Annotated in this window: 12 protein-coding genes; 9 read left to right on the top strand and 3 right to left on the bottom strand. The window is 43.4% G+C overall.

The features are described from left to right. On the top strand, positions 1-809 hold an 809-nt coding region (locus SK608_RS08145), incomplete at its 5' end, for an LPXTG cell wall anchor domain-containing protein (protein ID WP_033678066.1). A 199-nt stretch (positions 810-1008) separates the two neighbouring features. Here the strand turns inward: SK608_RS08145 and gatB are convergent. The 3 genes from gatB to gatC are packed head-to-tail and all read right to left on the bottom strand — an operon-like array spanning position 1009 to position 4219. After that, positions 1009-2451, bottom strand: a complete 1443-nt coding sequence (gatB, locus tag SK608_RS08140) for an Asp-tRNA(Asn)/Glu-tRNA(Gln) amidotransferase subunit GatB (protein ID WP_033678064.1) — start codon at positions 2449-2451, stop codon at positions 1009-1011. Further along, positions 2451-3917 carry an Asp-tRNA(Asn)/Glu-tRNA(Gln) amidotransferase subunit GatA gene (gene gatA / locus SK608_RS08135; RefSeq protein WP_033678062.1) on the bottom strand — a complete coding sequence of 489 codons (1467 nt, stop codon included), beginning with the start codon at positions 3915-3917 and terminating at the stop codon, positions 2451-2453. Before gatA ends, gatB begins: the two co-directional genes overlap by 1 nt. Further along, positions 3917-4219: an Asp-tRNA(Asn)/Glu-tRNA(Gln) amidotransferase subunit GatC gene (gene gatC, locus SK608_RS08130; protein WP_033678060.1), complete on the bottom strand. Its 303-nt coding sequence runs from the start codon at positions 4217-4219 to the stop codon at positions 3917-3919. Before gatC ends, gatA begins: the two co-directional genes overlap by 1 nt. 212 nt (positions 4220-4431) lie before the next feature. Here gatC and SK608_RS08125 point away from each other — a divergent pair, with 212 nt between their 5' ends. The 8 genes from SK608_RS08125 to SK608_RS08100 all read left to right on the top strand — a co-directional run bounded on the left by SK608_RS08125 (position 4432) and on the right by SK608_RS08100 (position 23560). Then, positions 4432-5976, top strand: a complete 1545-nt coding sequence (locus tag SK608_RS08125; RefSeq protein WP_001025436.1) for a peptide chain release factor 3 — start codon at positions 4432-4434, stop codon at positions 5974-5976. A 10-nt stretch (positions 5977-5986) separates the two neighbouring features. Continuing rightward, on the top strand, positions 5987-6109 hold the full coding sequence (locus tag SK608_RS11930; protein ID WP_261055044.1) for a hypothetical protein: 123 nt from the start codon (positions 5987-5989) through the stop codon (positions 6107-6109). A gap of 247 nt (positions 6110-6356) precedes the next feature. After that, positions 6357-6500 (top strand): hypothetical protein, encoded by a 144-nt coding sequence (locus SK608_RS11355; RefSeq protein WP_160165262.1) that lies wholly within the window; start codon positions 6357-6359, stop codon positions 6498-6500. A 29-nt stretch (positions 6501-6529) separates the two neighbouring features. Then, positions 6530-6670 (top strand): hypothetical protein, encoded by a 141-nt coding sequence (locus SK608_RS11350; protein WP_157768881.1) that lies wholly within the window; start codon positions 6530-6532, stop codon positions 6668-6670. A 536-nt stretch (positions 6671-7206) separates the two neighbouring features. Then, entirely contained in the window at positions 7207-15525 is an 8319-nt protein-coding gene (locus SK608_RS11960) for an accessory Sec-dependent serine-rich glycoprotein adhesin (protein ID WP_160165261.1), read from the top strand. A gap of 3523 nt (positions 15526-19048) precedes the next feature. Then, on the top strand, positions 19049-20446 hold the full coding sequence (locus SK608_RS11340) for a MiiA motif-containing surface protein (protein WP_350353734.1): 1398 nt from the start codon (positions 19049-19051) through the stop codon (positions 20444-20446). Between the two features lie 154 nt (positions 20447-20600). Continuing rightward, entirely contained in the window at positions 20601-22685 is a 2085-nt protein-coding gene (locus tag SK608_RS08105) for a glycosyltransferase (protein ID WP_023943544.1), read from the top strand. Next, entirely contained in the window at positions 22682-23560 is an 879-nt protein-coding gene (locus SK608_RS08100; protein ID WP_033678054.1) for a DapH/DapD/GlmU-related protein, read from the top strand. The genes SK608_RS08105 and SK608_RS08100 overlap by 4 nt, the downstream gene beginning before the upstream one ends. The last annotated feature ends 14 nt before the right edge of the window (positions 23561-23574 follow it).

The raw sequence follows: 23574 nt of genomic DNA, 5'->3' as shown, positions 1-23574 counted from the left end.
ACATTTACAAAGAAACTAAGAAAGACGAAAAAGGCAATACAACGCATGTATACCGTCAAGTCGTAACAAGTTATGTGAATGAAGAAGGCAAAGAAATCAGCCCTTCAGACAAAGGAACGAAGGATAAGAAAGACATTCCAGAGTACATTTACAAAGAAACTAAGAAAGACGAAAAAGGCAATACAACGCATGTATACCGTCAAGTCGTAACAAGTTATGTGAATGAAGAAGGCAAAGAAATCAGCCCTTCAGACAAAGGAACGAAGGATAAGAAAGACATTCCAGAGTACATCTTCAAAGAAACTAAGAAAGATAAAGATGGAAATACAATCCATGTATATACTAAGAAATCTTCTTCAACACCATATTCACCAACACCTTCAACTCCAAGTAATGAAGAAAGTAAATCAACAGTTTGGAAAGATACTGAAGGTAATGTTCTAAAACCTCAAGAAGATGGTACAAAAGATAAGGGAACATTTACTGGCTATGAATATGTCAAGACTATTTTAATTGGAAATGTAACAACTCATATCTTTAAGAAAGTGATTACTCCAATTCATGATGAAATCCCTTCTCATTCAGATGTTCCTGGACAATCAGATAAGCCAAATCATCCAGAAGTGCCTGGACAATCAGATAAATCAACTCAAATAGTGAATTCAAATGAATCAACATTTGTAGATGGTAAACGGGAACTTCCGAATACAGGTACTCAATCATCAACTTCATCTCTCCTTCTTGGAGCTCTAGCAGCAATAACTGGCTTAGGTTTAGTTTCAAGACGTCGTAAAGATGATAAGGAGTAAGAAATGGTATAAAGCGTAATAAGTCGCTTATCTATCATTCTTAGGTTTATGATAATCAAGAAAAGCCTTTCCTCTATTTTTAGGGGAAGGGCTTTTTGAAGTAGGATATGTAAGTAAGGTAAACCCCAATAACGAGGTATATTGAAAAATCTCCAGACTAGAGAACTCACTGACAGTTCCTAATCTGGAGATTATTTTTTTAATCTTCTTTCAACTTAGCCAATTCTTGGGCAAGGAGTTTAAGGGCTACTTGTGGGTTGGCTTGGCCTTTGGTTGCTTTCATAAGGAATCCTGTGAAGGCCTTGTCTGCGTTACGTTTGCTTGACTTGAAGTCGGCAACTGCGGCTTCGTTGTCCGCAAAGACTTGGTGGATAATTGGAATCAAAACAGCTGGATCTGAGATTTGAACCATGCCTGCTTTTTCCACGTATTCACGCGCACTGCCGCCATTTTTAGCAAGGTGGACAAAGACTTTCTTGGCAATCTTAGATGAAATAGTACCGTCTTCGATGATGGCAATCATTTCAACCAAGTTTTCTGGTGTTAATTCGATTTGTTCAAGTGTCTTGCCTTCAGCGTTCAAGAACTGAGCGACTTCTCCTTGGAGCCAGTTAGAGACCTGTTTGGCATCGCCACCGAGGGCCACAGCTTTTTCAAAGAAATCAGAAGTGACTTTGTTCGCGGTTAACTGGCTAGCATCATAGTCTGACAAGCCAAGGTCAGAGACATAGCGAGCACGGCGTTCTTTTGGAAACTCTGGTAACTCTGTACGCATTTCCTCAATCCACTCGTCTGAAATTTCAAAGAGAGGTAGGTCTGGTTCTGGGAAGTAGCGGTAGTCAGCAGCGCCTTCCTTGACACGCATGAGGATGGTTGCTTTGTTAGCTTCATCATAACGGCGTGTTTCTTGGCGGATTTGACCACCTGAGCGAAGGATTTCAGCCTGACGTTGGACTTCGTATTCAAGACCCTTGCGAACATTTGAGAAGGAGTTGAGGTTCTTCAACTCTGTCTTGGTACCGAATTTTTCTTGACCATACGGACGAAGAGAGATATTGGCATCCACACGCATAGAACCTTCTTCCATCTTAACGTCAGAAATGCCAGCGTATTGGATAACTTCCTTGAGGGCTGTCAGATAAGCGTAGGCTTCTTCTGGAGAACGCATGTCAGCTTCAGATACAATCTCAATCAATGGCACCCCTTGGCGGTTGAGGTCAACATAAGAGTAACCATCTGTACCGTGGGTGTTTTTACCAGCGTCTTCTTCTAGGTGGGCGCGTTCGATACCGATTTTTTTAGTTGTACCGTCTTCTAGCTCGACTTCAATCCAACCGTTATAGCCGATTGGCTCATCAAACTGAGAAATTTGGTAGGCTTTGGGATTATCAGGGTAGAAGTAGTTCTTGCGGTCAAAGTGCATCTTTTTGTGGATGTCCATGTTGAGGGCAAGAGCAGCCTTGATACCGGCATCAACAACACCTTTATTGAGAACTGGTAGAACTCCTGGGAAGGACCAGTCAATCACGTTGGTGTTGGCATTTTGGTCATTTCCAAAGTGGGCAGAAGTAGGTGAGAAGATTTTTGAATTGGTGTTGAGCTCTACGTGGACTTCAAGTCCAATGACTGTTTCAAAGTTCATTAGTTATCACCTCCAAAAATCACGGGTTGTTGTTTGTGGTAGTCTGTTGTTGCCTCAAAAGCAGCAGCAGCTTGGTAAATAGTTTCCTCAGAGTACTTAGGACCAATCAATTGCAGACCAACAGGTAGACCTTGAGAGAATCCAGCAGGAATCGAAATCCCTGGAAGACCTGCCAAGTTGACAGGAATAGTCAAGAGGTCAGCCAAGTACATGGCAACTGGGTCGTGGTTGAGTGAATCCAAGTCATAGGCAACGCTTGGTGCGGTTGGGCCCAAAATCAAGTCATAATCCGCAAAGACTTTTTCGAAATCTTGGATGATGAGGGTACGGACCTGACCAGCTTTCTTATAGTAGGCGTCATAGTAACCTGATGAAAGGCTGAAAGTACCCAGCATGATACGACGTTTCACCTCTTCACCGAAACCTTGGCTACGGCTGTTTACATAGATTTCATCAAGGTTGGTTGCATCTTCTGCGCGGTAGCCGTAACGGATACCGTCAAAACGTTGCAAGTTTGATGAAGCTTCTGATGAAGCGATGATGTAGTAGACTGCCACACCGTATTTAGAGTGAGGAAGGCTGACTTCTTCAACGATAGCACCAAGTTTTTCAAAGTGTTTAGCGGCATTCAGAATGGTTTCTTTAACCTCTGGGTCAATTCCTTGGCCAAGATATTCTTTAGGCAAAGCAATTTTCATGCCCTTGATGTCTTGTCCGATTTTTGAAGTAAAGTCGGCAATGCGGACAGGAGCAGAAGTAGAGTCTTTGGCATCTTCGCTGGCAATAGCGTTGAGTAAGAGGGCATTTTCCTTAACAGTTGGTGCGAAAGGTCCGATTTGATCTAATGAGCTACCGAAGGCAATGAGACCGAAACGAGAAACTGTTCCGTAAGTTGGTTTGAGACCAACGATTCCGTTGAAGGCAGCAGGTTGGCGGATAGAGCCACCAGTATCAGATCCAAGAGACAAGCGGACTTGTCCTGAGGCTACGGCTGCGGCAGAACCACTTGATGAACCACCAGGAACTTTGCTGTGGTCCCAAGCATTTTTAGTGGCACCGTAGTAAGAAGTCTCACCTGAACCACCCATGGCAAATTCGTCCATGTTAGTTTTCCCTACGACAATCATGCCCTTAGATTTTGCATTGGCAACGGCTGTCGCATCAAAGATAGGCTCATAGTTGTAGAGCATTTTTGAGGCAGCAGTTGTGAGAATACCATCTGTAGAGATATTGTCTTTAACTGCAAGTGGAATTCCTGAAAGGACATTATTCGCGTCAATTCCAGCTTCATCAATGGCTTTAGCTTGAGCAAGGGCTTGCTCCTCAGCGATGGTAATAAAAGCGTTAATAGCTGTCTCGCGAGACTGGATATCTTCAAGCGTAGCTTGTGTCAATTCTGTTGCTGAAATTTCCTTAGAGACAAGGAGATTGTGCAAGTCTTCAATGGTTTTATTGTTAAAAGTCATTAGGCATCTCCTCCATCGTCTAGGATAGCTGGTACCTTGATATAGTAGTTGTCTTTTTCAGGTACGTTTTTAAACAAGCAATCACGGTCTGTTCCTTCTTCGGCCACATCAGGGCGGAGTACAGTCTTGCGGTCAGCCATAGTCGTAGTAGGTGCGACACCGGTTGTGTCAACTTCGCCCAGCAACTCAACCATGTCTACAATCTTAGACAAGGTAGTCGCAAAGGCAGCAGTTTCTTCTTCAGAGAATCTTAATTTTGAAAGATTGGCAACGTGTGTTACCTCTTCTTGCGTAATTTTCATCTTGCATCCTTTCGTGAAATGATGATTTTTAGTCTGTTCTATTTTACCATATTTTCCTATAAATAAGGGAGGGATAAGTGAAAAGAAATAGAAATTGAAAAAAATGCTAAAATCCGATATAATGGAGTGTTGAAAGGAATAGTAAAATCCAATGTAAAAATCATTCTTAGCTATTGAAACAAGAAAAATAGAGAATCAAAGAAAGAGAACTTATGAATATTCAAGAAGAAATTAAGAAACGTCGTACCTTTGCCATCATCTCCCACCCTGACGCGGGGAAAACAACCATCACTGAGCAACTGCTCTACTTTGGGGGCGAGATTCGTGAGGCTGGCACTGTAAAAGGAAAGAAAACAGGGACTTTTGCCAAGTCTGACTGGATGGATATCGAGAAGCAACGTGGGATTTCGGTGACTTCATCTGTTATGCAGTTTGACTACGATGGTAAGCGCGTCAATATCCTCGACACACCAGGGCATGAGGACTTTTCAGAAGATACTTATCGTACCTTGATGGCGGTGGATGCAGCGGTCATGGTGGTGGACTCTGCTAAGGGTATCGAGGCGCAAACCAAGAAATTGTTTGAAGTTGTTAAACATCGTGGTATTCCAGTCTTTACCTTTATGAACAAGCTGGACCGTGACGGTCGTGAGCCTTTGGATCTCTTGCAAGAATTAGAAGAAGTCTTGGGTATTGCCAGTTACCCGATGAACTGGCCAATCGGGATGGGGAAAGCTTTTGAGGGTTTGTATGATCTCTATAACCAACGCCTGGAGCTCTACAAAGGGGATGAGCGTTTTGCTAGTTTAGAAGATGGGGACAAGCTTTTTGGTAGCAATCCTTTCTACGAACAAGTCAAGGATGATATTGAACTTTTAAATGAAGCTGGAAATGAGTTTTCAGAGGAAGCTATCCTTGCTGGAGAATTGACACCTGTCTTCTTCGGTTCAGCCCTTACTAACTTTGGTGTGCAGACCTTCCTTGAAACCTTCCTCAAGTTTGCTCCAGAACCTCATGGTCACAAGAAAACAGACGGAGAAATTGTGGATCCTCATGACAAGGATTTCTCAGGATTTGTCTTTAAAATCCAAGCCAACATGGATCCTCGTCACCGTGACCGTATCGCCTTTGTTCGTATCGTATCAGGCGAATTTGAGCGTGGCATGAGTGTCAACCTACCTCGTACTGGTAAAGGGGCTAAACTTTCGAATGTGACTCAGTTTATGGCGGAAAGTCGTGAAAATGTGACTAATGCTGTAGCAGGAGATATCATCGGGGTTTACGATACCGGTACTTATCAAGTTGGAGATACCTTGACAGTTGGGAAAAATAAATTTGAATTTGAACCACTGCCAACCTTTACACCTGAAATTTTCATGAAAGTATCTGCTAAGAATGTCATGAAGCAAAAATCTTTCCACAAGGGAATCGAGCAATTGGTGCAAGAAGGTGCTATTCAGCTTTATAAAAATTACCAAACAGGCGAGTACATGCTGGGAGCTGTTGGTCAACTCCAGTTTGAAGTCTTTAAACACCGTATGGAAGGCGAATACAATGCGGAAGTGGTTATGAGCCCAATGGGTAAAAAGACCGTTCGTTGGATCAAGCCTGAGGACTTGGATGAACGGATGTCATCAAGCCGAAATATCTTGGCTAAAGACCGTTTTGACCAACCAGTCTTCCTCTTTGAAAATGACTTTGCGCTCCGCTGGTTTGCGGATAAGTATCCAGACGTAGAGTTGGAAGAGAAGATGTAAATCGTTACAAATGACTAGCAACATAAAGTTGCTGTCATTTGACGGTAACCGCTATGGCGGCTTACCTAAACGCTTCACTAGGAAAAATCCACGAATGGTATCGATTCGTGGATTTTTCCGTCGTAAGGGGTAGTGAGTGGTCTAGCTAACGGCCTCACTAACTACGTTTAGCACATATGATCGATTTGCTAAACTCCGTGTCGTAGTTCAGTAAATTTACTTGATTGTGTAACAATCTAAGTAACTAACGCCAAGTTTCTATGGAACTTGGCTAGGCGCTCCACTAGTAAAGTTTTACGAATAATGTCGATTCGTAAAACTTTACGTCGTAACTGGTAGTGAGCAGTCTAGCTAACTGCTTTGCTAACTACGTTTGGCAAATGAAATCGATTTATAAAACTCAGTGTCGTAATCTAATAATAGGTAACCTCTATGGCGGTCTACCTAAACGCTTCACTAGGAAAAATCCACGAATATTATCGATTGGTGGATTTTTCCGTCGTAATGGTAAGGAAGCGAACTAGCTAACTGCTTTACTAACTACGTTTTGTAAATGGAATCGATTTGCCAAACTCCGTGTCGTGGTGTAACAATCGGTTTACCTAAACGCTTCACTAGGCAAATTCCACGAATGGTATCGATTCGTAAAACTCAGCGTCGTAATCTAACAATCGCTAACCTTTATGTTGGTTGATCTAAATATTCTGATAAGAGAAGTCCAGGAATGCTATATTCATGGGCTTTTTCCTTGTGGTATTGTGGGCTTTTTTGTAAGAGTTAGTAGGTCGAGCTATTTGCATTACTAAAGTGCAACCTTTTTGGTTCTCAGCTTGCTCAAGAAATATCGTAGTTAAACTATATACTTTATACTTTGAAATTTACTATCTCTTAATTCTAATGAAAACAGCGAAGAGTTCCTTGAATAACATACAATATATATGGCTATGCGAAGGAAAATGATGCTCTTTTTAATTTTGGATAAGTATGACGTATTCATCGGTAAAAATAATGGATTTTTCTTTTTTATAGACCAGTCAATAAGGGATTCAGTTATCTAGTATATTAATTTTGTTTATCAATGAAGAATTCATACAAAACAAATCAGAAAATGCTTTTTTTTTTAGCAAGAATACTAAAAAATAAGTTGACTTAACATAGTGATTTGTGTATAATAGGAAACGATTGCATTAAGATAACTACTATAGTACTTTTTTTGGAGGAAAAAAATAAATGTTTTTCAGACGTCAAAAGGGTCAATATCGCGAAACTGATCGTGTGACTCGATACAAACTGGTAAAATCCGGTAAGCATTGGTTGAGAGCCTCAACCTCTCTTTTTGGCTTATTCAAGGTTTTACGTGGTGGTGTGGATACTACTCAGGTTATGACCGAAGTAGTAGAAAACCAAACTAATCAAACGATTACAGGTCTTGATATTATAAGAGGTATTGCAGCAACAGGTGCCGTATTAGGCGGGACTGTTGCTACTCAGACAAAAGTTTTTGCAAACGAAGCGGTAGCCCTTGAAAAAACGTTAGATAGTTCAGATGCTTTAGCAACGCATGATACAGTTGTCCTTGGTACAACTGCAAAAGTGGATGCGGAGAATTCGGCAAGTCTGTCTCATTCAGTAAGCGAGAGTGTATCTAGCTCAGAATCAATATCCACTAGTCTATCAGCTAGCGTTAGTTCTTCTGCCAGTATGTCAACAAGTGCCTCAGAAAGCGCATCAACTTCAGCTAGCGTCTCAGCAAGTACCTCTGTAAGTTCTAGTCAGTCGATGGTGGCTTCAGACAATAGTGTACATTCTACTACTGCTTCTGAGACTTCTGGAAAAGCAGAGTCTGTGTCAAAAGAAAGTCAGTTGGCTAAAGAAGGGTTATCTGCCTCTAAGCTAGGTGCTCCTGTATTGGAATCAGCTAAATTGGAAAAAGGTTTGGTTGATACGAATGCAGAAATAAGTAGTTTGGCAGGAGTGACTGCTGGTGCCATAGCAACATCGGAAGTTTCAGCTAAACAACAGGATGAAAATCGTAAGAAGTTAACCAAACTTTCAGCTGAAATGGGTGAGTACCTGGCAAAAGCGGTTGGTCTACCTAATAGTGATGCAGCTATAGCAAAAGTGAATGCTGCGGTGACTGCTATCGAGACAGCTCTTGCTAATCCTAAGGCAGATTTGACCGAAACTGTAAAACTAGCGACCTCTGCTCGTAACTCGATTGCTAATGCTGTGTTGAGAGTCAATTCAGGTGCGCGTGATGCACGAAATGGTCAAGGTATGGGCAGTGGGGTACATCCTAGAGCTTTGCCTACTTCGTTAATCACGAACACGTTTGCTAGCAATAGAACATCGGCTTCGCTTGAATCAGGTCAGTACAATAAGAATACTCATGAAGTAATCTGGCGTATCAATATGCACTCAGATAATGCCCTGAATTATGCTGGTTTACTTGCCAATGTGGATCCAAATACGACTATTACCCGTGTTACTTTTAATGGTCAACCGATGGAGAAGCGTGGTGGTTCTGGCAATGAGTACGTGTTTAGCAAACGTCATGATTTAAATAGAAATTTAGAGGCAACGATTGAAGTTCATGCCACTGTAAATGAAAAATCAAGCAATGCCAGATTGGATGCCCGAGTTGCTACAAGTAGTCAACCATTTACAAGTACGAATGTTTCTGGTAATTACACGAATTTGATGACCTCTTATGTCCATACAGGTAGAGCAGGGAATCAAAATGATGCTGTGAGAAATCAGGGACGTGCAACAGATAATCCTCCTACTGTTGAATTGCCAAAATTACTTGAAGTTTTCAATGATGATTCTGTAAATATCAATATGGTGTTTAGAGATGATAAGGCTTTGAGATTGTTCTATACGGGAAATAATCCTGTTATTACAGGTTTACAAGGTAAAAATTTCCCTGGACAAATCAACTTTGCGACTCTTAAACGAGATCCTAAAACAGGACTCAATACAGCCTATGTTTATGAACATAAGCAGTGGACAACCGAGATTTATGGTACGATTGGTCGGGAAAATGGCTGGAAACCAATGACTCCTGGGGATTACAATATTTCGTATGGCGCTGATGATACTGCCGGACAAAAAACAATGACTACGATGACTGTTCGTATTCACGGATTTAATGAGCGTCAATCTCCTATAAGCGGTGCGACTGTCGCAGTTAATAATGCGACAAATCTGAGTCAGGCGGAAAAAGACCAAGTGTTGGCTAACTTTAAAGCAGCCAATGCAAACGTTCTCTCAAGTACAGATTACAAAAAAGGATCTGAAGAAGGTTCTATCAGTGTAGCTAATAATGGAGATGTTACTATTACTTATCGTGATAGAACCACGGATACAGTCACAAACAATGTTAAGTATGGTGTAGAGAAAACAACGGAGCACTTCTATGCAGTTAGCGGCGAGCCTCTATCTAATATAAATCCAAGAAGTCTTGTGCGCACAGTTGGCGGAGCATCTGACTTCCCTAGTGGGACAAAGTTTGCATGGAAACAAGGTCAAGCTCCTACAATGGAAGCGATGAAAGACGGCGTGAACCCTCGGACTGCAACCTTAACGGTAACTCACCCAGATAAAACTACTACAGATTTAACATACAAGTACACAGTTTATCAAAAAATTGAGACTAAAACTAACAATGGAGTTCCAGGTAAGTTCTATGCCTTTAAAGCAGTACCGGGGACAGAAAGAACTGTTGGAAATAGCTATGCTAATAATATAGGCGGATATTCAAAATTCTATATTAATAACGAGTCTCTTCCTTCAGGGACTACATTTGCTTATGAATATCAGCTGAATGATAATCGCTCAACACCTGTACGTAAACAAGATGGCTCTCCAGCCTTTAGTAGCGTATGGCATACAACTGCTGATTTGGCTACAACTCACAGCACCACCTATAAAGCAATAGCAACTTATCCTAAAGGACGCCTTGGTGATGTAACAACTTCAAATCCTGCTCTCACAAGTACAGTGAGCTTTAATTATACAGTAGTTGATCCGGTAGCCAAGCAAGAGTATGTTACAACGGTTGGAAATACAGCACCACTAAATGATATCATTGCTAACCCGGATAAGGCGATTAAGAACTCTGATGATAGAGTTGCAATACCTAATGGTCCGACTGTGGCAACTAGAACCGATTACAGCTGGAGAGATTCGGCACCAAATGCTAGCACAGTAAGCACTCCAGGGATCTATAAGAAAGAAGTCACAGTTACTTTACCACAAGGTTCAACGGATAAACCAAGAAATAGTACAAATGTTCCTGTAACTATCAAAGTTAGACCAAACCCACCACAAATCTCAACAGATCAGGTAACGAATACAGGTGGACTTCCAAATAAAGGAATTACCGTAACGAATGCATTGCCAAATGCGCAGGTCACCTTGACAATCGGCGGTAAGACTCTTACTAAACAAGCAGATGGTAATGGAAATGTAACCTTCCCTTCTACCGATGTTGCAGATAGCAATGGTCTTCTCCCAATAGGAAACGTAACTGTTAAACAAAGCAAGGCATTTGATAATCCAGTAACAGGTCAAAATGAAACGTTGAACTCAGATGTAAGTACTGTTAACATTAGTAAGGAAAATATACCGCCAACAGTTGATCTTACTGTTAAGGTTAATGGAGAGACCCCTGAGATAGATAGTTCGGGCCGCTATATTTTTTATGCTGGAGATACGATTCAAATTACTTATACCGGTAGGGACAATAGTGGTAAGCTTACCACGTTGAAAATGCGTAATGCAAAGGATGATTTGAATGACTTCTTTGAAGGGAAATTCACTGAGTGGGGGCGTGGTCCAGTCGAGAATATCACGACACTGACAAGTACTAATCAAACCACAAAGACGGTTAATGCGGTTGCAAATAGCGATATGACTTGGAAATCTGGTAATATCTTCTCTCGTGTTATTACAGCGGTTGACCCAAATGGAAATACGGGAGAAAGCCCATGGTTTGGTGTTGTACAAGGACGCTTGGCGGATAAGATTAAATTGACAAAACCGCCTGTCATTGCCGTTGCTGATAAGTTAAATTTGACTCCTGCTGAGAAGGAAAAAATTAAATCAGAAGTCGAGAAATCGAATCCGTCTGATACATCTCGCATTCGTACTTATGACGTCCGACCAAATGGTGATGTGACTATTACATTTAAAGATGGAACTTCAAAGACAATCACTCCTAATTTGGACTATGGTGTTGAAGCTGCAAGTAGTGTATTCTACACTTATGTTGGGGAAGGTGACACCATTCGTCCAAAAGATGTCATTAAAGCTGTTAATGGCGGCACTATTCCAAGTGATGCTGATGTAACATGGGAACAAGCACCAGATGTGACAAACTCAGGAAACAACAAACAAGCCGTAGTAAAAGTGACTTATAGGGATGGAACAGTTAAGCGAGTCCCAGTAACCTATAGTACAATGTCTACTTATGATGCTAAGGCACCAATTTATGATTGGGCTGGAGAAGCACCACGCTATGGACGAGAGCGCGCACCATATTTAAAACAAAGTGGTAATGACAATATACCGCCTGGAACTGATGGGGCTTGGTATGATGCGAACGGAAAAGTGGTTGGAAATACTTCGCCAATTCCTGAGAAAAACGTTGCAGGAACGCACGAGTATCGCCTGAAAGTTACCTATCCAAAGGGACGATTTGATAATAGCACGACTAAACTTAGCAAGGACGTAACGGTCAGACAAATCGTTGTAGACCCTGTTAAAAAAGCTGATTTGACCTATGTTCAGGGAGAAACAAATGTTGCTTCGGCTGAGAATGTTCTAAAAAATAATACTAAACAAACTTTGGCAAACGGGACGCCAAATGAAGCATTCCCGGCAGGAACAAAATTTGAGTGGGTAGGTGGTGCGCCATCTACTGCTACACCAGGAATTGTTGAGAAAAAAGTTAAAGTGACACTTCCGCTAGATGCAAATGGTACTCGAATTTCCAAAGAAGTTCCTGTAAATGTTACAGTGAAACCACAAGCGCCGCAAATTTCAGATGATCAATTGACTGAAAAAGGTGGTTTACCAAATCGTAGTATCGAGGTAACTAATGTTACACCAGGTGCGACAGTAACCTTGACAATCGGTGATAAAACATTTACTAAGGTAGCTGGACCTAACGAAACAAGACTAAGCTTCACGCCAACAAATCTTGAAAAAGCTTACAATGCTAATAACGGTTTACTTCCAACGGGTAGAGTAACGGTTAAACAAGCGCTTCCAAATCCGACGACGAGCCAAACTAATCCATTAGAGTCAGACACTACGGTTAAAGAACAAGGAATCACTAAGGAAACAGAAGCACCAGAACCAACCTTTGATCTCTATATCCAGAATGATAAGACAAAACAGTGGGAAAAACAATCCATCCAGGATACTGTTCGCCCAGGTGCAAGAGGATATGAAATCTTCGCAGGTGATAAAATTAAAATCGTCATAAGCGGCAAGGATAACAGTGGTAAGATTAAAACTCTGAAATTGCATGATGGAACTTCAGATATAGATAGAATCTTCCAAAAAGACTATTCATCAGACGATTCTGCACCTGGCTTCAAGGATACTCCAACGGAAGCCTCAACAACAAATCCTGCTATTCGAGAGTATACAGCAACTTATGATGAAAACAAGCAATATGCAGATGGTAACAGATGGAACCGTGGGGTTAAAGCTGTCGATTTATCTGATAATGAAGCTCGTACTCTGACAGTAGTAGCACAAGGAAAATTAAGTAAAAAATTCCCAGGTAAAGTGCCAGCGACAGTTCAAGTAACTAATGCGACAACTCCATCAGCAGATGATAAAGAAAAGATTCTTGCAGCGGTGAAGGGTTCAAATCCGGAAAAAGCAAATCGTATTAGTAAATATGAATTTAAAAACGGTGGAGCTGTATCAAAGGGTAAAGTTACAGTCGTCATTACCTATAAAGATGGTACATCGAATGAAGTAGAGGTACCAGTATCGGATTCTGATTATAAGTCAGAACAAGCCTCTCAATCAGCGTCAACAAGTGCGGTAGCCTCTACATCAGCAAGCACAAGTGCTGTAGCATCTACCTCAGCATCAACAAGTGCGGTAGCGTCTACGTCAGCATCAACAAGTGCCGTAGCATCTACCTCAGCAAGCACAAGCGCCGTAGCCTCTACATCATCATCAACAAGTGCCGTAGCATCTACCTCAGCAAGCACAAGCGCCGTAGCCTCTACATCAGCAAGCACAAGCGCCGTAGCGTCTACCTCAGCATCAACAAGTGCCGTAGCGTCTACCTCAGCAAGCACAAGCGCTGTAGCGTCTACCTCAGCAAGCACAAGTGCGGTAGCTTCTACCTCAGCCTCAACAAGCGCTGTAGCGTCTACCTCAGCGTCAACAAGTGCTGTAGCGTCTACCTCAGCAAGCACAAGCGCTGTAGCATCTACATCAGCATCAACAAGCGCCGTAGCGTCTACCTCAGCGTCAACAAGTGCGGTAGCCTCTACCTCAGCAAGCACAAGCGCAGTAGCATCTACTTCAGCGTCAACAAGTGCTGTAGCGTCTACCTCAGCATCAACAAGTGCCGTAGCGTCTACATCAGCAAGCACAAGTGCGGTAGCGTCTACATCAGCAAGCACAAGCGCAGTAGCGTCTACCTCAGCGTCAACAAGTGCGGTAGCCTCTACCTCAGCAAGCACAAGTGCGGTAGCGTCTACGTCAGCAAGCACAAGCGCAGTAGCCTCTACCTCAGCGTCAACAAGTGCGGTAGCCTCTACCTCAGCAAGCACAAGTGCGGTAGCGTCTACGTCAGCAAGCACAAGTGCTGTAGCATCTACATCAGCAAGTACTAGCGCAGTAGCCTCTACTTCAGCGTCAACAAGTGCAGTAGCCTCTACCTCAGCATCAACAAGTGCCGTAGCGTCTACCTCAGCGTCAACAAGTGCCGTAGCGTCTACCTCAGCGTCAACAAGTGCCGTAGCGTCTACGTCAGCGTCAACAAGTGCCGTAGCGTCTACATCAGCATCAACAAGTGCCGTAGCGTCTACCTCAGCAAGCACAAGTGCCGTAGCCTCTACATCAGCATCAACAAGTGCCGTAGCGTCTACGTCAGCAAGCACAAGCGCTGTAGCATCTACATCAGCGTCAACCAGTGCCGTAGCGTCTACGTCAGCAAGTACTAGCGCGGTAGCATCTACGTCAGCAAGCACAAGTGCTGTAGCGTCTACCTCAGCAAGCACAAGCGCCGTAGCGTCTACGTCAGCATCAACAAGTGCGGTAGCATCTACCTCAGCGTCAACAAGTGCCGTAGCATCTACGTCAGCAAGTACAAGCGCAGTAGCGTCTACGTCAGCATCAACAAGTGCGGTAGCATCTACCTCAGCGTCAACCAGTGCCGTAGCATCTACATCAGCAAGCACAAGTGCCGTAGCGTCTACCTCAGCGTCAACAAGTGCGGTAGCGTCTACCTCAGCGTCAACAAGCGCAGTAGCCTCTACGTCAGCAAGTACAAGCGCAGTAGCGTCTACCTCAGCGTCAACAAGTGCAGTAGCCTCTACGTCAGCCAGCACAAGTGCGGTAGCGTCTACCTCAGCGTCAACAAGTGCGGTAGCGTCTACCTCAGCATCAACTAGCGCGGTAGCATCTACGTCAGCAAGTACAAGCGCCGTAGCGTCTACGTCAGCATCAACAAGTGCAGTAGCGTCTACGTCAGCATCAACAAGTGCGGTAGCGTCTACGTCGGCGTCAACAAGTGCCGTAGCGTCTACTTCAGCGTCAACCAGTGCGGTAGCGTCTACGTCAGCCAGCACAAGCGCTGTAGCGTCTACGTCAGCGTCAACCAGTGCGGTAGCGTCTACTTCAGCATCAACCAGTGCGGTAGCGTCTACCTCAGCAAGCACAAGTGCGGTAGCGTCTACGTCAGCGTCAACCAGTGCGGTAGCGTCTACCTCAGCGTCAACAAGCGCAGTAGCATCTACCTCAGCCTCAACAAGTGCCGTAGCGTCTACGTCAGCGTCAACAAGTGCGGTAGCGTCTACATCAGCATCAACAAGTGCGGTAGCATCTACTTCAGCAAGCACAAGCGCAGTAGCCTCTACCTCAGCATCAACAAGTGCAGTAGCATCTACCTCAGCATCAACAAGTGCAGTAGCATCTACGTCAGCATCAACAAGCGCTGTAGCGTCTACCTCAGCAAGCACAAGCGCCGTAGCGTCTACATCAGCATCAACAAGTGCCGTAGCGTCTACCTCAGCAAGCACAAGCGCCGTAGCGTCTACCTCAGCAAGCACTAGCGCTGTAGCATCTACCTCAGCATCAACAAGTGCCGTAGCGTCTACCTCAGCGTCAACAAGCGCTGTAGCGTCTACGTCAGCAAGTACAAGCGCAGTAGCATCTACCTCAGCGTCAACAAGTGCGGTAGCTTCTACATCAGCAAACAAGTGCAGTAGCGTCTACATCAGCAAGCACAAGCGCTGTAGCATCTACGTCAGCAAGTACAAGCGCAGTAGCATCTACGTCAGCAAGTACTAGCGCGGTAGCCTCTACATCAGCGTCAACAAGTGCCGTAGCATCTACATCAGCAAGCACAAGCGCAGTAGCCTCTACATCAGCATCAACAAGTGCGGTAGCCTCTACATCAGCGTCAACAAGTGCAGTAGCCTCTACATCAGCATCAACAAGTGCAGTAGCGTCTACATCAGCATCAACAAGTGCGGTAGCCTCTACATCAGCGTCAACAAGTGCAGTAGCGTCTACATCAGCAAGCACAAGCGCTGTAGCGTCTACATCAGCATCAACAAGTGCGGTAGCCTCTACTTCAGCATCAACAAGTGCGGTAGCCTCTACTTCAGCGTCAACAAGTGCGGTAGCCTCTACCTCAGCATCAACAAGTGCGGTAGCCTCTACCTCAGCGTCAACAAGTGCGGTAGCCTCTACATCAGCAAGTACTAGCGCGGTAGCCTCTACATCAGCGTCAACAAGTGCCGTAGCATCTACATCAGCAAGCACAAGCGCTGTAGCGTCTACATCAGCAAGTACTAGCGCGGTAGCCTCTACTTCAGCATCAACAAGTGCCGTAGCGTCTACATCAGCAAGCACAAGCGCTGTAGCATCTACATCAGCAAGCACAAGCGCAGTAGCCTCTACATCAGCATCAACAAGTGCGGTAGCCTCTACATCAGCAAGTACTAGCGCGGTAGCCTCTACATCAGCGTCAACAAGTGCCGTAGCGTCTACGTCAGCAAGCACAAGCGCAGTAGCATCTACATCAGCGTCAACAAGTGCAGTAGCGTCTACCTCAGCGTCAACAAGTGCAGTAGCGTCTACGTCAGCAAGTACAAGCGCAGTAGCCTCTACGTCAGCAAGTACAAGCGCAGTAGCGTCTACCTCAGCCTCAACAAGTGCAGTAGCGTCTACGTCAGCGTCAACCAGTGCGGTAGCGTCTACGTCAGCAAGCACAAGTGCGGTAGCGTCTACGTCAGCAAGCACAAGTGCGGTAGCGTCTACGTCAGCAAGTACAAGTGCTGTAGCATCTACCTCAGCCTCAACAAGCGCCGTAGCGTCTACCTCAGCGTCAACAAGTGCCGTAGCGTCTACCTCAGCGTCAACAAGTGCCGTAGCGTCTACGTCAGCGTCAACAAGTGCCGTAGCCTCTACATCAGCATCAACAAGTGCCGTAGCGTCTACCTCAGCAAGCACAAGTGCCGTAGCCTCTACATCAGCATCAACAAGTGCCGTAGCGTCTACATCAGCAAGCACAAGCGCAGTAGCATCTACATCAGCATCAACAAGTGCGGTAGCCTCTACATCAGCGTCAACAAGTGCAGTAGCCTCTACATCAGCATCAACAAGTGCAGTAGCGTCTACATCAGCAAGCACAAGCGCTGTAGCATCTACATCAGCATCAACAAGTGCGGTAGCCTCTACATCAGCAAGCACTAGCGCTGTAGCCTCTACATCAGCAAGCACAAGCGCAGTAGCCTCTACATCAGCAAGCACAAGCGCTGTAGCATCTACATCAGCAAGCACAAGCGCAGTAGCCTCTACATCAGCATCAACAAGTGCGGTAGCCTCTACATCAGCGTCAACAAGTGCAGTAGCCTCTACATCAGCATCAACAAGTGCAGTAGCGTCTACATCAGCATCAACAAGTGCGGTAGCCTCTACATCAGCAAGCACAAGCGCAGTAGCCTCTACATCAGCATCAACAAGTGCGGTAGCCTCTACTTCAGCATCAACAAGTGCGGTAGCCTCTACTTCAGCGTCAACAAGTGCGGTAGCCTCTACCTCAGCATCAACAAGTGCGGTAGCCTCTACCTCAGCGTCAACAAGTGCGGTAGCCTCTACATCAGCAAGTACTAGCGCGGTAGCCTCTACATCAGCATCAACAAGTGCGGTAGCCTCTACATCAGCATCAACAAGTGCCGTAGCGTCTACATCAGCAAGTACTAGCGCGGTAGCCTCTACATCAGCAAGTACTAGCGCGGTAGCCTCTACTTCAGCATCAACAAGTGCCGTAGCGTCTACATCAGCAAGCACAAGCGCTGTAGCATCTACATCAGCAAGCACAAGCGCAGTAGCCTCTACATCAGCATCAACAAGTGCGGTAGCCTCTACATCAGCAAGTACTAGCGCGGTAGCCTCTACATCAGCGTCAACAAGTGCCGTAGCGTCTACATCAGCAAGCACAAGCGCAGTAGCCTCTACATCAGCATCAACAAGTGCGGTAGCCTCTACATCAGCGTCAACAAGTGCAGTAGCCTCTACATCAGCATCAACAAGTGCCGTAGCGTCTACATCAGCAAGCACAAGCGCAGTAGCCTCTACATCAGCAAGTACTAGCGCGGTAGCCTCTACATCAGCAAGCACAAGCGCTGTAGCATCTACATCAGCAAGCACAAGCGCTGTAGCATCTACATCAGCAAGCACAAGCGCAGTAGCCTCTACATCAGCATCAACAAGTGCGGTAGCCTCTACATCAGCATCAACAAGTGCCGTAGCGTCTACATCAGCAAGTACTAGCGCGGTAGCCTCTACATCAGCATCAACAAGTGCCGTAGCGTCTACATCAGCAAGCACAAGCGCTGTAGCATCTACATCAGCAAGCACAAGCGCAGTAGCCTCTACATCAGCAAGCACTAGCGCTGTAGCCTCTACATCAGCAAGTACTAGCGCGGTAGCCTCTACATCAGCGTCAACAAGTGCCGTAGCGTCTACATCAGCAAGCACAAGCGCAGTAGCCTCTACATCAGCATCAACAAGTGCGGTAGCCTCTACATCAGCGTCAACAAGTGCAGTAGCCTCTACATCAGCAAGCACAAGCGCTGTAGCCTCTACATCAGCAAGCACAAGCGCTGTAGCCTCTACATCAGCAAGCACAAGCGCCGTAGCCTCTACATCAGCGTCAACAAGTGCAGTAGCGTCTACATCAGCAAGCACAAGCGCTGTAGCATCTACATCAGCATCAACAAGCGCTGTAGCCTCTACATCAGCATCAACAAGTGCGGTAGCCTCTACATCAGCAAGCACAAGTGCGGTAGCCTCTACATCAGCAAGTACTAGCGCGGTAGCCTCTACATCAGCGTCAACAAGTGCCGTAGCGTCTACATCAGCAAGCACTAGCGCTGTAGCCTCTACATCAGCAAGTACTAGCGCGGTAGCCTCTACATCAGCAAGCACAAGCGCTGTAGCATCTACATCAGCAAGCACAAGCGCTGTAGCCTCTACATCAGCGTCAACAAGTGCGGTAGCCTCTACATCAGCAAGCACTAGCGCGGTAGCCTCTACATCAGCAAGCACAAGTGCGGTAGCTTCTACATCAGCGTCAACAAGTGCAGTAGCCTCTACCTCAGCATCAACCAGTGCGGTAGCATCTACATCAGCATCAACAAGTGCGGTAGCCTCTACATCAGCATCAACAAGTGCGGTAGCCTCTACATCAGCAAGTACTAGCGCGGTAGCCTCTACATCAGCGTCAACAAGTGCCGTAGCGTCTACATCAGCAAGCACAAGCGCTGTAGCATCTACATCAGCATCAACAAGTACGTCAACTTCAATAGGTGTAAGTACATCAATTTCAACAAGTACAAGTACTTCAATAAACACACCAGCTGATAAGACAGTCGTATCTGATCCAAACGCTTTAACTCCAGAAGAGAAGAAAGTGATCGAAGACAAGGTCAAAGCTGTTAACCCAGGCTCTACAGTAGTAGTAACTAACAATGGTACTACTACCGTCACAACACCGTCAGGTAAGACAGCGGTTATCCCAGGTGTAGACTTGACTAAGACAGAGAAATCTGTACCGACACCAAATGCTGGAAATGATATCGTTAAACCAGCCGATAAGACAGTCGTATCTGATCCAAACGCTTTAACTCCAGAAGAGAAGAAAGTGATCGAAGACAAGGTCAAAGCTGTTAACCCAGGTTCTACAGTAGTAGTAGCAAACAATGGTACTACTACCGTCACAACACCATCAGGTAAGACAGCGGTTATCCCAGGTGTAGACTTGACTAAGACAGAGAAATCTGTACCGACACCAAATGCAGGCAATGACATCGTTAAACCAGCCGATAAGACAGTTGTATCTGATCCAAACGCTTTAACTCCAGAAGAGAAGAAAGTGATCGAAGATAAGGTCAAAGCTGTTAACCCAGGCTCTACAGTAGTAGTAACTAACAATGGTACTACTACCGTCACAACACCGTCAGGTAAGACAGCGGTTATCCCAGGTGTAGACTTGACTAAGACAGAGAAATCTGTACCGACACCAAATGCAGGCAATGACATCGTTAAACCAGCCGATAAGACAGTTGTATCTGATCCAAACGCTTTAACTCCAGAAGAGAAGAAAGTTATTGAAGATAAGGTCAAAGCAGTCAACCCAGGCTCTATAGTAGTGGTAACTAACAATGGTACTACTACCGTCACAACACCATCAGGTAAGACAGCCGTTATTCCAGGTGTAGACTTGACTAAGTCAGGAGACATTACAACTAGACCAAATGAAGGCAATGACATCGTTACACCAGCCGATAAGACAGTTGTATCTAATCCAGATGCTTTAACTCCAGAAGAGAAGAAAGTGATCGAAGACAAGGTCAAAGCCGTTAACCCAGGTTCTACAGTAGTGGTAGATGACAAGGGTAACGCAACCGTCACAACACCATCAGGTAAGACAGCGGTGATTCCAGGTGCAGATTTGACTAAGACAGAAGAAGATGTAATGAAACCAAGCACAGCACCTTCTGAGTCAGAATCAACACTTGCATCTACATCAGCAGACACATTATCTTCTGAAACACCATCAGAATCAACAGGTAAGTCAAGACAGCAATTGCCAAATACAGGTACAGAAGCTTCCAAATCATCTGTACTCCTTGGAGCTTTGGCAGCTGTGACTGGTTTAGGTCTGTTTGCGAAACGCCGTAAACGTGATGATGAAGAATAATCGGATTAAAAATACATAGAAAGTATTATTGTTTCGATTTATGAAGAATCCCTTGGATGAAAAATCATCCAGGGGATTTTTTGCGTTTTAAAAGTTAAGGGAGATAGAAAATAGCATAAAAAATGTTATAATAGTAGGAAAGGAGAACGACTACATGACTGAAAAAATTACGGTAATTGTACCAGTTTATAATGTTGAAAATTACCTAGAAAAATGTTTGGATAGTTTAATTAATCAAACTTATAAAAATCTTGAGATAATTGTAATTAATGATGGTTCTACAGATAATTCGGGTGAAATTTGTCAAGAGTATGCACAAAAAGATAATCGAATTGTCTATATTGAAAAAGACAATGGTGGTCAATCGGAAGCAAGAAATATGGGCTTAGATCGAATGACTGGATCTTATGTGACCTTTGTTGACTCGGATGATTGGGTCGAGTTAGATTATGTAGAAATCCTTTACAAAAAAATAACGGAGTATCAAGCTGATATTACGGTTGGAAATTATTATTCTTTTAATGAATCTGAAGGAATGTACTACTTCCATATATTTGGAGACTCCTATTATGAGAAAGTCTATGACAATGTTTCTATCTTTGAAAACTTGTATGAGTCTCAAGAAATGAAGAGTTTCGCTTTGATATCTGTTTGGGGAAAACTTTATAAGGCAGATTTGTTTAAACAATTACGTTTTGATATAGGTCGGTTAGGAGAAGATGGTTATCTCAATCAAAAGATTTATTTACTTGCTGAGAAGACTATTTATTTGAATAAAGGATTATATGCCTATCGCCAAAGAGAAGGAAGTAGTTCCAGAATTTGGACAGAAAAGTGGATGCACGCCTTAGTTGATGCTATGTCTGAGCGTATTACTCTACTAGCTAATTTGGGTTATCCACTTGAGAAACACTTGGCAGTTTATCGTCAGATGTTGAAGGTCAGCCTCGCAAACGGTCAAGCTAGTGGTTTATCTGACACAGCAACGTATAAAGAGTTTGAAATGAAAAGAACTCTTTTAAATCACTTATCTATACAAGAGCAAAAGGAAAAGAAAGCAATTGTTTTGGCAGCGAATTATGCCTATGTCGAGCAGGTCATGACGACTATTAAGTCCATTTGCTATCACAATCGCTCAATTCGTTTTTATCTGATTAATAATGATTTTCCCAACGAATGGTTGAAACAATTGAATAAGCGATTAGAAAAGTTTGATTCAGAAATTATCAATTGCAGGGTGACATCTGAGCAAATTTTGCGTTATAAAACGGATATTAGTTACACTGTTTTTTTGCGTTATTTTGTGGCTGACTTCGTGAAAGAAGACAAAGCTCTTTATTTGGACTGCGATTTAGTCGTAACGAAAAATCTAGATGACTTGTTTGCTACAGATTTACAGAACTATCCTTTGGCTGCTATTCGAGATTTTGGAGGCAGAGCCTATTTCAGCCGAGAAATCTTTAATGCAGGTGTTCTCTTGGTTAATAATGCTCTTTGGAAGCAAGAGAATATAACTCAAAAGTTGATTGATTTGACCAATGAATGGCATAATAAGGTGGATCAGGCTGATCAAAGCATTTTGAATATGCTTTTTGAAAACAGATGGTTGGAATTGGACTTTGATAATAATCATATTGTCATTCATGAACGTTTCGCAAACTATAATTTTCCAGATGGGCAGGAATATCCAGGAATTATCCACTATTTATCAGAGAGAAAGCCTTGGCATACACACGCTGAACAAACCTATCGTGATGTTTGGTGGTATTACCATGATATGGAATGGACAGAGTTGGGAAAAAATTATCATTTACATTCTCTTAAAAAATTGCATCTTTATCCTCTAAAAGTTCCATTTTCTTGTTTGATTTATACAGCTTCAGATCAAATTGAGCAGTTGGAAACACTAATAGTGGCTTTACCAGAAGTACAATTTAAGATTGCAGCAAGAGTAATCGTTAATGAGAATCTTTCTAGACTCGTTGTGTATCCAAACGTTACTGTCTATTCTGGAACAGTATCTTTGGAGGAATTGGATAGAGAATTGGTAGAAACTTGTCAGCTTCTTTTAGATATAAACTATGGTGAGAAGGAAACAGAAATATTAGAGCAATTTATTTCCCAAAATAAACCAATTTTAGCCTTTGAGAATACTAAATCTTATGAAGCGAACCAAGAGATATATCAGACTGATCAAGTTTCAGAAATGATAAAGAGAATAAGAGAGTTAAATAGATGAGAAAAAACATTGTGCGAGGTGATGCACTAATCTTAACTGTAAGTGATCAGATTGAGCAGTTAGATTATCTCCTAGAAAACTTGCCAGATATTTGTTTTCATATTGCCGCTCCTGTACAGTTTTCTAAAAAGATAAGAGCACTGGAGTCTAAATATAATGTCCGTCTCATGACAGTTACAACTGATCAGCAAATTGACTTTCTAGTGAACATCTGCGACATCCTATTAGATATCAATCATTTTCAGGAAGTTGATTCTATTGTTTCCAAATTTGTGCAGGCTGGTAAAATGGTCTTGGCTTTTGACAATACAGTCCATGAAAATCAAGGACAGGAAGTTTTTTTATCAAGTACACCAGATAAATTGGTTTCTAGAGTGAGAGAGTATCTGAATGAAGTCAGGGTAGGCATCAATTATCAAGAAAATATCATCCAAGATGGAAATTGGAATGTATTTCAAATAGATGATAGGGCTGACTTGCTTGTAGGCACTAATGTTATTTGTAGAAATTTTGAAAATTTCCATGTCTCTTCTGGTAAGGTAATACTGCATGATGGTGTCTTTATCAACAACTCTTGTAGTTTTAACTGTATAGAAAGAATTGAAATTGGGGCAGGTACCATGATGGGAGAAGGTGTTCGTTTCTATGATCACGACCATATCTATACCGCTGAAAAAATCGAAAAATGGCAGTGGACTACAGCACCAATTAGAGTTGGAAGAGATTGTTGGATAGGAAGTAATGTCACGATTTTAAAAGGAGTGACGATTGGGGATAATACCATTATCGGAGCAGGCTGTCTTATTCGCAATGATGTTCCAGCAAATAGTGTGGTTTATCAAGATAGAAATCTTATTATAAGAGAGCGTAATTAAGAAAAATAAATATT

It is taken from the genome of Streptococcus mitis subsp. hohhotensis (assembly GCF_000722775.1).
Classification (GTDB): domain Bacteria; phylum Bacillota; class Bacilli; order Lactobacillales; family Streptococcaceae; genus Streptococcus; species Streptococcus carlssonii.
The sequence above is the reverse complement of the archived record's forward strand: the minus strand, read 5'-3'. Positions and strand labels throughout refer to the sequence as shown.